General features: G+C 73.1%; 13 protein-coding genes. 5 read left to right on the top strand and 8 right to left on the bottom strand.

Going from position 1 to position 14,308, the window contains the following annotated elements; translation table 11 throughout:
• Window positions 1-9: 9 nt before the first annotated feature.
• From Q5694_RS03450 to Q5694_RS03440, 3 genes are all read right to left on the bottom strand, one after another.
• Complete coding sequence (locus tag Q5694_RS03450; protein WP_333930455.1) at window positions 10-1,017, bottom strand: FecCD family ABC transporter permease; 1,008 nt, start codon at window positions 1,015-1,017, stop codon at window positions 10-12.
• Window positions 1,014-2,111, bottom strand: a complete 1,098-nt coding sequence (locus Q5694_RS03445) for a FecCD family ABC transporter permease (RefSeq protein ID WP_333930578.1) — start codon at window positions 2,109-2,111, stop codon at window positions 1,014-1,016. The genes Q5694_RS03450 and Q5694_RS03445 overlap by 4 nt, the downstream gene beginning before the upstream one ends.
• A gap of 101 nt (window positions 2,112-2,212) precedes the next feature.
• Complete coding sequence (locus tag Q5694_RS03440) at window positions 2,213-3,190, bottom strand: ABC transporter substrate-binding protein (protein ID WP_333930454.1); 978 nt, start codon at window positions 3,188-3,190, stop codon at window positions 2,213-2,215.
• A 47-nt stretch (window positions 3,191-3,237) separates the two neighbouring features.
• Between Q5694_RS03440 and Q5694_RS03435 the strand changes: the two genes are divergently transcribed.
• Complete coding sequence (locus Q5694_RS03435) at window positions 3,238-4,476, top strand: YncE family protein (RefSeq protein ID WP_443040802.1); 1,239 nt, start codon at window positions 3,238-3,240, stop codon at window positions 4,474-4,476.
• A 98-nt stretch (window positions 4,477-4,574) separates the two neighbouring features.
• On the opposite strand, the gene Q5694_RS03430 is transcribed toward Q5694_RS03435, so the two are convergent.
• The gene (locus Q5694_RS03430; RefSeq protein ID WP_333930452.1) at window positions 4,575-5,837 is read right to left on the bottom strand and encodes a cation:proton antiporter; all 1,263 of its coding nucleotides are present in this window, start codon (window positions 5,835-5,837) and stop codon (window positions 4,575-4,577) included.
• Window positions 5,838-6,097: 260 nt separating this feature from the next.
• Here Q5694_RS03430 and Q5694_RS03425 point away from each other — a divergent pair, with 260 nt between their 5' ends.
• Entirely contained in the window at window positions 6,098-6,613 is a 516-nt protein-coding gene (locus Q5694_RS03425; RefSeq protein ID WP_333930451.1) for a hypothetical protein, read from the top strand.
• A 93-nt stretch (window positions 6,614-6,706) separates the two neighbouring features.
• Here Q5694_RS03425 and Q5694_RS03420 read toward each other — a convergent pair whose 3' ends face one another.
• From Q5694_RS03420 to Q5694_RS03410, 3 genes are all read right to left on the bottom strand, one after another.
• A complete protein-coding gene (locus Q5694_RS03420; RefSeq protein WP_333930450.1) occupies window positions 6,707-7,696 on the bottom strand; it encodes a BtrH N-terminal domain-containing protein in 990 nt (329 codons plus the stop codon).
• Between the two features lie 482 nt (window positions 7,697-8,178).
• Complete coding sequence (locus Q5694_RS03415; protein ID WP_333930449.1) at window positions 8,179-8,586, bottom strand: TipAS antibiotic-recognition domain-containing protein; 408 nt, start codon at window positions 8,584-8,586, stop codon at window positions 8,179-8,181.
• Window positions 8,587-9,173: 587 nt separating this feature from the next.
• On the bottom strand, window positions 9,174-10,112 hold the full coding sequence (locus Q5694_RS03410; RefSeq protein WP_333930448.1) for a helix-turn-helix domain-containing protein: 939 nt from the start codon (window positions 10,110-10,112) through the stop codon (window positions 9,174-9,176).
• Between the two features lie 125 nt (window positions 10,113-10,237).
• Here Q5694_RS03410 and Q5694_RS03405 point away from each other — a divergent pair, with 125 nt between their 5' ends.
• Window positions 10,238-11,755, top strand: coding sequence for an alpha/beta hydrolase (locus Q5694_RS03405; RefSeq protein WP_333930447.1), 1,518 nt, complete (start codon window positions 10,238-10,240; stop codon window positions 11,753-11,755).
• Window positions 11,756-11,797: 42 nt separating this feature from the next.
• Here Q5694_RS03405 and Q5694_RS03400 read toward each other — a convergent pair whose 3' ends face one another.
• Complete coding sequence (locus tag Q5694_RS03400) at window positions 11,798-12,382, bottom strand: hypothetical protein (protein WP_333930446.1); 585 nt, start codon at window positions 12,380-12,382, stop codon at window positions 11,798-11,800.
• A gap of 130 nt (window positions 12,383-12,512) precedes the next feature.
• Here Q5694_RS03400 and Q5694_RS03395 point away from each other — a divergent pair, with 130 nt between their 5' ends.
• Both Q5694_RS03395 and Q5694_RS03390 read left to right on the top strand, forming a co-directional pair.
• A complete protein-coding gene (locus Q5694_RS03395) occupies window positions 12,513-13,124 on the top strand; it encodes a TetR/AcrR family transcriptional regulator (RefSeq protein ID WP_333930445.1) in 612 nt (203 codons plus the stop codon).
• Window positions 13,125-13,818: 694 nt separating this feature from the next.
• A complete protein-coding gene (locus tag Q5694_RS03390; RefSeq protein WP_333930444.1) occupies window positions 13,819-14,274 on the top strand; it encodes a hypothetical protein in 456 nt (151 codons plus the stop codon).
• Window positions 14,275-14,308: the final 34 nt, after the last annotated feature.

Here is a 14,308-nt window from a genome sequence, read left to right as displayed (position 1 = left end):
GATTCGACGTCAGAACGTACGGCTCGGCGTGCGGCGCACGACGACCAGCAGCAGTGCGGCACCCAGGCAGGCGGTGAGCGCCCCGACGGGCAGCGTGAGCCGCCCGGAGCCCAGCCCCTGGGCGAGCAGGCGCGAGGACAGCTGCGCCGCGGCGTCCGCCCCGCACACCACGACGGCCCCCGTCAGGGCCGCGCCGGGAAGGCTCCTGCGCAGATCGGCACCGAAGAGCGCCACGGCCAGGTGCGGAACGAGCAGCCCGACGAAGCCGAGGGCGCCCACGGCGGCCACCGCACCCGCCGTCAGCGCCACCGCACACAGCAGGGCCAGAGTGCGGGCCCGGCGAGCCGCGAGGCCGGCGGCGAGGGCGATGTCGTCGCCGCAGCGCAGCAGGGTCAGCGGACCGGCCAGCAGCCAGGCCGCGACTCCCCAGAGGAGCGCCCACGGCCACAGCAGGTGCCAGTGCTGCCAGACCCGGCCCTCGGTGGTGCCCACCAGCCACTGCACCACGCTGCCGAGTTCGCCCGGCTCCACGAGCAGCACCACGGCGGTGAGTCCACCGAGCACCGCGGACACCAGCACCCCGTGGACGGCGGTCTGTGCCGGGTCACCGCGGCCGCGGCCGGCGAGCAGCCACAGCAGTGCCGCACCGGCGCACCCGCCCACGCAGGCCGCGATCACCACGGCCAGCGGCGAGTCCCGTCCGGCCAGGCCCAGTGCCGTGGCGGTGACCGCCCCGAGGACCGCGCCCGGCGTCACGCCGGTCACCTCGGGACCCGCGAGCGGGTTGCGCAGGGCGGACTGCAGGACCAGCCCCGCCACGGCCAGGCACGCGCCCGCACCGAGCGACACCAGCAGTCTGGGCAGGCGCAGCCGGAGCAGGATGTGGCGCTCCGTCGGGTCACCGCCGCCGGTCAGGACGTCCCAGGCCGTTGCCGGGGACATGCCCCGTCCGGCCACCAGTTCCACGCAGGCGCACAGGACGGCCAGTGCCGCCAGGGCCGTGAACCGCCGGGTCACCGCGGGGTCTCCGTTCCGGTCTCGTGGGGCGGGGGCGCGCCGGCGTCGCCGTCCCCGGGGGCGTCGGACGCTTTCCTCGAGCCCGGAGGTTCGCCCGGCGGGCGGGGCACGGCCGCCCGCGATCCGTGCCGCGTCACGGCCACGCCGGCCTTGCGGCCGCGGCCTTTCGACCGCATCAGGGCCACTCCCGCCGGCACTCCGAGCAGAGCCGTCCAGGCACCCGCCGGTGTCTCCACGGGTGCCAGGGCCAGCCGCGCCGGGACGTCGGCGACCGTCACGACGGCGGCGCCCCAGGCGGCCGACCACGGGAGCCAGCGCACGGCTCCCGCGCCGGGGGCGAACCAGCGGGCCAGGTGCGGCGCGAGGAAGCCCACCCAGGCGACGGGCCCGCACACGGCCGTCACCGGGGCGATCAGCACGACGGCGATGCCCAGAGCGGCGAGCCGCGCCCGGTGGGCGCGCACCCCCAGCGCCTCGGCGTCCTCGTCGCCCAGCCGCATCACCGACAGCACCGGCGCGCACAGGACGAGGGCGGGCGCGGCGACGAGCAGCCACGGCCACAGCCCCTCGACGTCGTCCCAGGTCCGGGCGGACAGGGACCCGAGCAGGTAGCGGTAGACGAGCTGGAGGTCGAGCTGGTCGGCCATGACCATCAGGACGAGCAGCGCGGCCTGCAACGCGGCACTGACCGCTGCCCCGGTGAGCAGTACGGCGGACGGGCTGCGGCCCAGCCCCGCGGCGAGCAGGGTCAGCCCGCCGCCGAGCGCGGCGCCCCCGATGGCCAGCAGGGGCTGGACGGCGGCGGGCAGGGACAGCGTCAGCACCAGAGGCGCGGCCACCCCCAGCGCCGCCCCGGACGACACCCCCAGCATCTCCGGCACCGCCAGGTGATTGCGCAGCGCCTCCTGCAGCACCAGTCCGGCCGCGCCCAGGCAGGCACCGGCGACGAGCGCCAGCACCAGGCGGGGCACGCGGAGTTGGGTGACGACGATTCCGGCGAGGCTGTCGCCCCCGTCCAGCATCGCGCCGACCAGCCGGTACGGCGGCACGTAGGGGGTGCCCAGGCTGAGCGCGCAGACCGAGGAGACGACCAGCAGCACGGCGACCGGGATCGGTTGCCACCTGTGCGCGCCGGGCGAGGGACGCCGCCCGCCCGCCGCGTCGGCCGCGGCGGGCGGCGGGAGGGAGGACCGCCTCACCGCAGCGCGGCCGTGGCCTCGTCGAGGACGATGCCCAGCGAACGGGTGCCGCGTCCCTTGGCCCACACTTCCGAGTCGACCTCGTGGACGTCGCCGCTCTTCACAGCCGGGATCCTGCTCCAGAGGGGGTTCGCGGCCAGCTTCTCCGAGAGCTTGCCGTCCGCGCCGCCGAAGCTCATGGTCTCGACGAACAGGACGTCGACGCCCTGGGCGAGGATCTCCTCCAGGCTGTAACTGCCTTCGACCCCACGGGACTTCCACGGGTACCGGGCGATCTTGGGGAACAGGCTGGCGGCCACGTCGGTCTCCGGGGTCGCGACGCCGAAGTTCTCGTCGCTGCCGTAGATGATGAGCGCGGTCTTGTCGCTCGGCGTCTTCTCGGCCGCGGCGAGCTTGGCGCGGAAGGTCTTCTCGGCCTTCTCGCCCTGTGCCGTGCGGCCGGTCAGGGCCGCCACGTCGCGCAGGTAACCGACGCTGTCCTGCCAGGTCTCGGGCTGCATGGCCCAGAACGTGGTGGCGCCCTTGAGGGCCGGGGCGAGCTTGCCGTGGGTGTCCCCCAGCCCGATGACCAGGTCGGGCTTGTGGGCGAGGATCGCCTCTACCTCGGGGGCGATGAATCCCCCGGGGATGACGTCGACCTCCTTGGCCTTCTTCTCCCCGAGGAAGCCGGGATGGGACAGCAGGGCGCTGTTGGTGGCCGTCGGGACGATGCCCAGTTCGGTCAGGATGTCGTCGCACAGCGCGAACAGGCAGACGATGCGCTCGGGTTGCTCGGGCAGAGCGACCTTCACACCGTTCGTGTCGGTCAACTCCCGGGTCGCCTTGATGGGTTCGACGGTGACCTCGGTCTTCGCCCCGGGCCTGGCCTTGTCGCTCGCGGGCTCGCCGGACGACGAGCCGCAGCCCGCCAGCACGGAACCCACCAGCGCTGCGGTGATCCACGTACGGACGAATCTCGACGGTGAGCGCAGCATCGATGCCCTCGCTTCTTCTTCAGGTGCTGGGAACGCACCGAAGATACATGATAATCGTTTTCACCTACCTGACTTTCGGAGGACCCGTGCCCGCTGACACACCCGTCCTGTTCGTCTCCGACCACGTGGCGGGATCCGTCCACGTGCTGACCGTGCCGGACGGCACCGTCATCGGACGCCTCGCCGGACGCCACCTCTCCGAGCACGCCGGTTTCCTCGCCCTGCCGCGCGGACGGGTGGCGTGCGTCGACGATCGCCGAGGGGAACTGCTGGTGCTCGACCCCTACGGCGAGAAGCTGGTGGAACGTTCCGTCCCGGTCGCCGTGCCGGCCGAGCACCTCGCCGGCGACCCGGAGGGGCGCCGGGTGGCGGTGACCACCGGTCTGGGCAGGAACTCCGAAGCCTGGTCGGACCTCCTGACGGTCGTCGATCTGGCGACCGGGGAGGCCACCCGGATACGCACGCGGGCCGGCGAGCCGGGCGTGACGGTGCTGGGAGGCGGAGATCCCCTGGTCGTACTGCGGCACCGGGAACCGGGCGCGCTGGCCGTGCACCGGTTCGCCGAACTGCTCGCGGCCCCGCCCGGCTGCCCCGTGGTCACGCCCCACGCACTCCTGCCACTGCCCGATGACGGGCACGGGGACGCCCAGGCCCCCCGGTCCTCACGCGTGTTCGCAGCCACCGGCGAGGGCGTGCACCGGGCCAGGAGGACGGGTGACACCCTCGCGGCCGAGGACGTCATCCCCTGGGACTCGCCCGCCCGCGGCTGGTACCTCCGTCTCGACACCCGGCGGCCGGCTCTGTGGAGCACGCTGCGCGGTGGTGATCCCGACCCGCGGTGCTGGCCGGAGTGGACCAACGAGGCCTGGCGCCACGACCTGGAGACGGGCCGCACGCACCGCACCGACCTCGGCGATGGACTGGTCTTCCGGCTGGCCTTCGCCCGGAGCCGTACCGCGTTCACGCGCATCCACCCCGACGGCGACGAACTGCTCCTCGTCGACACCCGAGCCGTCGTCCGCCGGGTCCCCCTGCCCGCGATGGAGGGTGCTCCCCGCCGGGGCGGCACTCCCTGGGAAGGCGTACAGCGCCGGGCGGTGGCCGCCTCGCCGGACGCCGACTGGGTCGCGGTCACCCGGGGCGGCCACGGCGAGGTGCACATCGTGGATGCGCTCACCGGCCGCGAGGCGACGTGCTCGCGTCTGAGCACACCGCTGCATCACGGCGGTCACCTCGCGCTTCGGACCCGGAACGACGGCGCCGAGGGCGATCCCGTGGGCCGGTGACGCCCGCACCGCCGCCTTCCGCCCGCGCGTCCGGGACCTCGGCCGCGGCCGGTGCGGGACACCGGCGGCTCGGTTCCGGCGCCGTTACGGGTGTGCCGTTACGGGGTGTGAATGCCGCGCAGCCGGTCGAGGCGGGTGATGACCGGTCCCGCCGTGACGCCGTGCAGCACCACGGAGACCAGCACGGTGAACACGACCACCGACCACAGTTCTCGCGCCGGGACGCCGAAGCCGTGGTGCCCGAGGGCGTAGGCGAGGTAGTAGAGGGAGCCGATCCCCCGCACCCCGTACGCCGCGACGACCCAGCGCTCCCTCTTCCCCAGCGGGGCCCGCAGCAGTCCGAGCCACCCGGACAACGGCCGGACGACCAGCAGCACCGCGACCCCGGCGACCGCGCCCTGCCAGGTCAGGGCGGACAGGCCGCCGGATGCGATGAAGGCGCCCAGCAGGAACAGCACCGCGGCGGTGAGCAGCCGTTCCACCTGCTCGATGAAGTCGTGCAGGACGTTGTGGTAGCCGTGGGCGCGCTCGGCGGCGCGGATGGCGCAGGCGGTGACGAACACCGCCAGGAAGCCGTAGCCGCCGGCCAGTTCGGTCAGCCCGAAGGACAGGAAGGTGGCGCCCAGGGCGACGAAGCCCTCCCGGTGCTGGGACAAGCGCAGCGACGTCGACCGCGCCCGGAAGAACAGCCACCCGAGCAGCCGGCCGACCAGAAGTCCGCCCAGCACACCGACGGCACACTTGTAGGCCACGTCCTGCGCCGCCCACGAACCGACCCACCCGGTCGACCAGCCGGTGCCCGCCACGGCGGCCAGCCCGACGGCGGCGTACGTCAGCGGGAAGGCGAGTCCGTCGTTCAGCCCCGCCTCGCTGGTCAGGGCGAACCGGGCCTCGTCCTCGTCGTGCTCGTCGTCCGTCGGCTCCCCCACGCGTACTTCCGAGGCGAGCACCGGATCGGTCGGGGAGAGGACCGCGCCGAGCAGGAGCGCCGCGGCCGGCGGCCAGTCCAGCAACCACCACGCAAGACACGCGGTGATCAGGAAGGTCAGCGGCATGGTGATGCCCAGCAACCGCCAGGTCACCCGCCACCGGCGCCACCCGACCGGCCGGTTGAGCGCCAGCCCCGCACCCATCAGCGAGATGATGACGACGACCTCGGTGACGTGCTCGGTCACCATCCGGTCGGCCACCGGGTCGATCGCGGGCAGCGGCAGGGGCAGGGGCAGCAGATAGACCCCGATGCCGCACAACAGGAAGATCAACGGCAGCGACAGCGGCCGCCCGGCCAGGACCCGCGGCAGTACCGACGCGAGCAATGCGCCCACTCCGAGCGACGCGAAGACCGCGTCGGGATTCGTCACGTGTCAGCCACCCTTCTGCTCACCTGCCACACACTGCGGTGGCCACCCACCGGTACCCCGCGTCACGTGTGTCATGGACGGTGGTGTGCAGCGGATCGCAAGATCGGGTGCGCAGCCGCTGGTGCGCCGGTCGCGGCGCGGCGCTGACGGCATTCCGTTTTGTCCTCTGGCGGACGCGCGTAGACCGCGGGCATCATCGGTCTGCACCGCCTGCACAGCCGTCCCGGAAGAAGCATGGCCCACCGCAGGAAGGTCTCCGCATGAAGGCATTCCAGGCCCCGAAGCTCCGTTCCCTGCTGACCGCACTGGCGCTCGTCGTCGCACCCGGCGCGGCCGTCGTCGGCACCGCCGGCGAGGCCTTCGCCGTCACCAAGATCAGTCACGCCACCGCGACCTCGATGTTCCGGGAGGTCGGCATCACCTGGTCGTCGTCCGGCAACTGCTCGAACCGCAACAACGCCAGCTGTACGTCCTTCGAGCAGCTCAACCTCGCCACGGCCCAGGGCGCGCAGACCCTCAAGCGGGCCAGCGGCTGCGCCCTGAACATCACGGGCGGCACCGAGACCGGGCACGCCTCCGGCACCTACTCGCACTGGAACGGCTACAAGCTCGACTTCAGCAAATACACCTGCGTCGGCAACTACATCAAGAACACCTTCACCTACATCGGCGTGCGCGGCGACGGAGCGCCGCAGTGGCGCTCGGGCTCCGGCAACGTCTACGCCGACGAGGGCAACCACTGGGACGTCACGTACTACAACTGCGGCGGCTGCTGAGCCTGTGGATCTCCGAGCGGGGCACCCTCTCCGGCGGCCGGCACGGTCCGGGCGCCGGAGAGGCCGTGGCCGGGGAGCGTTGCGGCGGCCCGGTCAGCCGGACAGCTCCAGCAGGCGTTGCATCAGCCGCCGCTCCTCGTCCGCGGCCTCATGGACGATCCTCGAAGCGCTGTGGAGGAATCCCCGGGACGACGACGCACCCGCCTCGCGGACGAGTGCGGCCACCTCGGTCCACTTCCTCGCCACCTCACGGTAGGCGTCCGAGGTGTCCCGGTACTCCTCGATCCCGGTGATGCCGGCGGCCTCCGCGAGGAATTCCGCCCACATCTCACGGAACAGGCCCCCACCCGTTCCGGCGTCCTCCATGATCGTGGCGATTTCCGCGAGGCCCTCGGCGGGTGATTCGAGGTCGTCCAGCCACTGGGGCATCAGATCGGCGACTTTGTGCATGCCCTTGTAGCCGAGATTCGAGATCGGCGGATTCAGGAAGGTCTCCGCCGCCGTACCGATTCCTTCACGGGCCGCTGCTCCGAGATCGGGCAGGCCGTCCTTCGGGAGGTCGAGCGTGAAGGCGCGATTGCGGGAACTCATCGGGCCACCCGGATTCCGTGCGGCCGCCAGGGAATCGCCGGACGCCCATTGCAGGCCGAGCGGCCGGGTCTCGACCAGAGCGAACCGCCCCTCGTCGTCGTGCCCGACGCAGGCGACGTAGTGGGCCGCGAAGCGGAAGTCGTCGGTGGAGTAGTCGAGGCGGTAGCGGTCGAGCTTGAGTCCGACGACGGTGCCGGAGGCGAGCTCGGCCAGCAGATGATCTCTCGCCCGCTTCCCGGAGGACGTCTCGTGCACGGACAGCCGGAGTCTCAGCGCCTGCGCCAGGTTGTCCGTCAAGGCGTCGGGCTTGATGCGGCCACCGACGAACGGCGTCGGCATCTGCTTCGTCCGCCAGTAGATGAACGACAGACCGCCGGCGAGACCGAAGACGAACGGCTCCGACACATCGACTTCCCGCTGCCGCAGCAGATTCACCAGCGTGGTCGACTCGCAATGCCGACCGACGTAGGGTTCCACGTCCAGGAGGGCCACCTGTTCACGTCTCCCTTCCGCCGCGTCGAGCGTAGCGCAACCTGCGAAAGCTCGATCGCGGACGCCGGTATCCGGGATACGTTCGTCGGCTTGCGCGCGGGACGCCATTCCTGAGGCGCGGCGCAGCCCCGTGATGTCACGGGTTTCGCAGGATCTTCCCGGGTGAGGAGGCGTGGTGCCCGGCGCCGCTGGGCGACGGTGGACAGACAGCGAGACCGACCGGCATCCCCTGAACGTCGCCCGGCCCGCAGACCCCCGGCCGGGACTCAGCAGGGCGTCAGGCGCGGGACAGCCCGCTTCTTCCGGGACGGGTGCGCCGGAGCGCGGCACCGGCCGCCGCCTGCCACGCGGCAGGGGCCCGGGCGTCCGCGGCGCCCCCGCCCCCGCCGCGCGGGAGACCTCGGTTCCGGTTTCCTCCTCCCAGGGGCTGCGACAGCTCCTGGATCTGCCCCCCCATGCGGGTCCTGGGCCGTGTCGCCCGGCTACGCCGAACCCTGGGCCCGCGCCCTGGGGGCGAAGCCGCTTCCCTGCTCGGCGAACACCCTCATCGCGGAGCCCAGGAACTCCGCCATCCCGGGGTGGTAGGAATCATGGAAGGCCCTCATGGCCTCGTCCTCGGCGTAGAAGAGCGACATGCCGACGTAAGCCTCCCTGGAGGGGGTGTAGAACCGGCAGACGACGTCGAAGTGCCTGCGGACGAGCTCCTGGATCCGCTGGTCCCCTGGCAGGGAGCCGCCGTCCAGGAGAGCCGTGATCTCCCGGTACAGCACGTCCCAGTCCTGGTGGACCCGCGCCCTGTCCACATGTTCCCAGTTGTCGGTCTCGGCGAGGCTCTTCGCCTGCTCCTCGGCCAACGACCGGCGACACTCGTCCTCGTAACTGTTCCCCACGGCACCGGTCCCCATCGTTTCGATGCCTCTCCGGTCGTTCCGAGAGGCCGCCGACATGTCAAGCAACGACCGGCCGCCGATGATCGACTGCCGGTCCAAGCCGAACGGTGACACACAGCCACCGGGCCGGCAAACGGTTTTTCGGACCCTCCGGCGCTCCGTCGCGGCCGGCCGGCGGCGGAAAGGCGCAGCTCGAAGGGCGAGCCGTCGAAGCGGGGCGTCCAGCCGCTCGACCGCGCGGCCCGGCTTCCCGCGGCGGCCCCGCGCGGCAGGACGAACTCGGCCCGCACCGGGTCGGGTCCATGGCGGCCGGTCGACCGGTCTCCACGAGTGCGGCACCGGCATGGCCGTCGGCGCCGACCGGCTCTCGGCCGACCGAGGAGCACGACGGCACCGAGGATCGGCTCCCCGCCGCTCGGCCCCGACGGGAAGCTCCACGTCTTCGGTGCGCCGCGGCGCACTCGCGGGAACGGGCCGCCTGAGGCTCGGCCGTGCCCACGTGACGGGCTCGTCGAAACGCCGGGTTTGACACCTCGCCTGCATGAGCGGCGACTCGCCCGCTCGAGCTGCCCCAATGCGGCAGGTGTTCAAGCCGCCGCGGCGTTGTCCCGCTCCAGAGCCCCGCGCAACCAGTGGTCCGCAGTGCCCGGCGTCGGCTCCGGCACGCCGGACGGTGGTGTGCGCAGCACGGCCGTCAGCTCCCAGTAGCGGTCCAGACGCGGCTCGGCGGCGAGCCGTGCGGCCAGCAGGCGCCGGAACTGCCGCGTGTCCCGGCTGCCGTAGGCGCTCGCGTACGCCGCGACATACGCGTCCAGCGCCTCGCCCGGGTACGGGTCACGGGCCCGGCGCAGTTGCGGGCCCGCCAGGTCGAACGCCTCGATCAGTCCGGCGTACAGCAGGGACGCGCCACCCGCGCCGCCCACTCGGTGCACCTCCGGCTGCGGCTGCCGGCCGGCCGGGCAGGGGGCCGTGGTCATCGCGTGCAGCCGGGCGAAGGCCAGCACCTGGTCAGGGGTCGGCTCGTCGGGCGGCTGGGGCACCGCCACCTCCAGGAACGCCGCCGTCACCCGGGCGGGCATCCGCGGCGGCAGCCAGCCACGCCAGAAGCGGGCCAGCGGTGCGGTGCTCGGCGGGATGCTCACGGCGCCCAGCAGCCGCAGCCGGTCGGCCCGCTCCGCGGGCGGGCACTCCACCACCAGCCGCAGGGCCGCCTCCCGCCAGCGCATGGCCGTCAACTCAGCACCCAGTTCGCGCAGTCGGCCCGCCACCGCGTCCTCCAGGACGCGGTCCGCCCCGCCGGCGTCCTCGACGACCCGCTGCACCTGTGGCAGGGGCAGGTCGAGTGCGCGAAGGGAGCGGATCAGTCCGAGCCGCTCCAGCGCCTGCGGGCCGTAGCGACGATGCCCGCCGCCGCTGCGGGCGGATTCGGGCAGCAGGCCCCGGTCGGAGTAGAAGCGGACGGTCTTCACGGTGACGCCCGCGCGCTCCGCGAGTTCGCCGATGCTCCAGAACTGCTCGTCACGCATGGACGGTTGAACCTCCCTCAGGGGGAGTTCCTACGGTACCGGCGCACGGAACGGGCGTACGTCCCCGACCTCGGGCCGGGGGCTGCGCGCGGCGCAGAGATGCGGCGAACCGGGAGGAGAAACCCATGACGGTGTTCATCATGGTGCCGGGTGTGTTCACCGGCACACACGTGTGGCAGGAGACGGCCGCCCGTTTGACCGCGGCCGGTGCTGAGGCACACCCGGTCGCCCTGACGGGACTCGACGCGGCCAGACCCGCCGACCCGTCGGTCACGACGGATCTGGAGACACACATCGCGGATGTGCTCGCTGCGGTCGACGCGGTCGGCACCGACCGGGACATCGTGCTCGTCGGGCACGACTACGGCATCCATCCCGCACTCGGAGCAGCCGACCGGCGGGCGGAGCGGATCGCGCGCCTCGTGTACCTGGACTGCGGGATGCCGCGGAACGGTGTTCCGGCGCTGGCCGCCGTACCGGACCGCACACTGCGTGCGCAGCTGGCCGAGCGGAGCGAACGTGGGGACGTGGACGGGGAGTTGACGCCACCGGCCGGTGAGGAGTGGCGGCGCTGGGGCAGTACCGCCGAAGTCCCCGGCACGGCACTGGACCGGCTTTCCGCCCTGGCGGCGCCGCAGCCGCTGCGGACTCTGCTGCAGCCGTTGCGGCTGAGCGGGGCGGTGGCCGCGGTGCCGGTCACCGGGGTGCTGTGCACGGGGAACGGCGTCAGCGTCGACCTGGTGCAACGGCTCGTCGACTTCGGTGACCCCACGCTGACGGCGCTGGCCCAGCCCCGGGTCGGCTTCTTCGAACTGGCCACCGGGCACTGGCCGATGCTGTCCTGCCCCGCGGACCTGGCGGACGTTCTGCTGCGAGCGGCGGCCGGCGAGGGTCGCCGCCTGCGCCCGGTCGGCACGGACTCGTCGCCCGCCCACCTGCGGCCGTTCCCCCTCGACGTTCCCGAGGTGGCCCGCGACCGCAAGGGGCAGGTCGATCTCTACGTCCCCGCAGGAGAACCACCGCGTCCGGCCGTGATCTTCGTGCACGGGGGCCCGGTCCCGGCCGGGGCCCGGCCCACTCCCCGGGACTGGCCGACCCTGGTGGGATACGCCCGGCTGGCGGCCGCCGAGGGTGCCGTCGGTGTGACCCTCGACCACAGCCTGCACGACGTCGCCGACTACGAGCGTGCCGCCGGGGATGTCGCCGACGCGGTCCGAGCGGTCCGCTCCGACCCCCGGGTGGACCCCGAGCGCATCGCCCTGTGGTTCTTCTCCGGCGGGGGCCTGCTCACCGCCGACTGGCTGGCCGAACCCCCGGCCTGGCTGCGCTGCCTGGCCGCGTCCTACCCCGTTCTCGCGCCCCTGCCGAACTGGGGGCTGACCGACAGCAGGTTCCACCCGGCGCGGGCCGTCGCCCGGGCGGGCGGCCTGCCGCTCGTGCTGTTGCGCGCCGGGCTGGAGACACCGGAGATCGCTGCCACCGTCGAGGCGTTCGTCACCGCGGCCCAGGACTGTGGAGCGCGCCTGGAACTGGTCGACGTACCCGACGGCCATCACGGTTTCGAGACGCTGGACCCGCCGGAGGAGACCCGCCCCGCCCTGCTCCACGCGATGCGCTCCGTGATCGCGCATCTGGAGAGCTGACGTGGCGGGTCTCCCGCCCGGCCCGCCGTCCGCCGCGGCCGTTCAGGGGCGCACGGAGGGTTCGGCTCGTCCGAGGCGGAGTGCGGACACGAGGAAGAAGACACCGCCGAGGAAGGCGTAGCCCGCCAGGGAACCCAGCGTGGCCCCCTCCTTGCCCGCCTGGGCGATGAAGGAGGCTCCGGCCAGGGTGGAGATGCCGCCGCTGGCGATCATCGGCCACTGCCCTCCCATGCCGCGCCGCAGCATGCCGACGAGCAGCTGGACGAGGCCCGCCGTGATCGCCCAGGCACCCCAGACGCGCAGGACGGCCGGGATGCCGGAAGTGACCGCGGCGACCAGCCCCGCGGCGGTGAGGGTGCTCAGCGCGACGTTGACGTGGAGGCCGCGCACCGGTCCGCGGCCGGCCCTCGCGGACCGGATGTCGACGACGGCGCACGCCACGTCGAACAAGGGATAGACCACCAGCAGCACCATCCCGAGCGATCCGAGGGTGCGCGCGGTGGTGAACAGCAGGGCGGCCCACACGACGGCGAAGGCGAAACGGACGAAGTACAGACGGCGCAGCGAGGCGGAAGCAGCCGCTGCCGGGGAGACGGTGGGAGAGGGAGGGGCGACGGAGCCGGCCATGACGGGCTTCTTCCTGCTCGACGATGAGGGAGAACGTTCGGTCTACCTCGGGACGCGATTCATCCAATGCCGGGCCGTACCCATCTGTCAAGACCGAACGTTCTCCCTCGCGGGCTGATACCGTGGCGCCATGAGCGCGGGTACCGGAACTGGCAGCACGTCGGAGGCGCGGTCGCGGCTGCTCGGCACCGCGACCCGGATCTTCTACGCCGAGGGGATCCACTCGGTCGGCGTGGACCGCATCATCGCCGAGGCGCAGGTCACCCGCGCCACCCTGTACCGGCACTTCAAGGGCAAGGAGGACCTGATCCTCGCCTATCTCCAGCAGGCCGACCAGGGCATTCGCGGTCAGGTCGCCGCCGTCCTGGACCAGGACCTCACGGCGGCCGACACGGTGCGCGCGGTGGGCCGGTCCATCGCCGACGGCATCCAGAGCCCGGGGTTCCGCGGGTGCGCCTTCCTGAACGCGGCCGCCGAGTACCCCGACCCGGCACACCCGGTCCACCGGGCCGTACTGACACACCGGCAGTGGTTCCTCGACACCGCCACGGAGCTGCTGGGACAGGCCGGCTGCGCCCCGGCCGAGACGGCGGGACGTCACTTCGTCATGCTCCGCGACGGCGCCATGGCCGCGGGCTGCCTGTTCGACCCCACGCTCATCTCCGAGACGTTCCTGAACGGCGTCGAGGACCTGTTGCGGACGGGCGCCGCCGCGAGTCCCCGGCCTGCGCCCCGCGGCTAGGTGTATTGACCCGCAGGGTGAACAACCCTGCGGGTCAATACACTCAGCGGGAGCCACTCCGCAGGCGGCGGGCAGGCGCGCCGGACCCTCGTCTCGCGCTGCCTGGTGGGGCGGGGGACCGCTACTGGGGCGCCGTACCGGGCCCGAGCTCCTGTGCGCCCCCACCGGCGCCCTCCCGGGCGCGTCACGGGCGGCGCACCGTCGGGCTCATGGAGGTCGGCGAGGAACCGTGTGCCGGGCGGGGGGACGGTACCGACTGCCCGAACGGCGAGGTGCTCGACGTGAGGACGGACGGTCCCCGCTGTGAGGAGTGCCGGCACCACTGGGAGCTGGACTGTACCGAGCCGGGGCGCAGGGCGGGACAGGACGACGGGCCCACGCCGCCGGGGCTGCCGGATGCGGACGGGCACGAGAGCGCCGCCTGAGGCGACGAGCCCGGACGGTTCCGCCCCGGAGCCACCGCGGTGTTCGGACCCGGGCCCCCGCGCCGCCGCGCCAGGGCCCGGGGAGTGCGCCGCCGCCCGTATCCCTCGTGTCGGCGGGCCCTCGTGCGGGACGGTGTCCCGCACCCTTACCGGTCCTTTCCGGACCGGCGGCATCGACGGATGCAGTCGGCCGGCCACCGCCCGTCCGGCCGAGCCCGTCCCCCGAACAGCCCGATGTGAGCGGCCCGGGACTGGGCACTCGCTCCTGCATGACTGAGCACCACGACGGCCCCGACGCCGCCCACCGCCGACCGCAGGGCGTGTCGGACACCACCGTCCAGGCCCTGGGCGCCCTGTCCAAGGCGCTGGAGACGACCGAGCGCGCCCGGGGACACCTGTACGCCTTCCACCAGCTGACCGGCGGGGCGGACTTCGAGCTGGACCGTGCGGTGAAGCTGCTGCGCGAGGCGGGCCACGACGCCTGGGCGGACCGCGTCCAGCACGAGATCCTGGGCCGCAACGTCATCCCGGGACACTGGACGTTCCAGATCGTCGAGGCCTACAACGACACCTACTACGAGCCGTTCAGGACCACGGAGAAGGAAGCGCGGACGGAACTCGCCGAGGGCAAGGACCACCTGTTCGAGGCCGAGCTCAAGGAGGAGCGGCGCACCGGCGGCCACCCCGACCACTCGGCCCGCCCCGGCACGGCGCCGCACGGGTGACTGCGGAGGCGACACCCCCGGGCGGCGGCCCGCC

The sequence above is a fragment of the Streptomyces sp. AHA2 genome, assembly GCF_036857595.1.
In the GTDB taxonomy this organism is placed as follows: Bacteria; Actinomycetota; Actinomycetes; order Streptomycetales; family Streptomycetaceae; genus Streptomyces.
The sequence above is the reverse complement of the archived record's forward strand: the minus strand, read 5'-3'. Positions and strand labels throughout refer to the sequence as shown.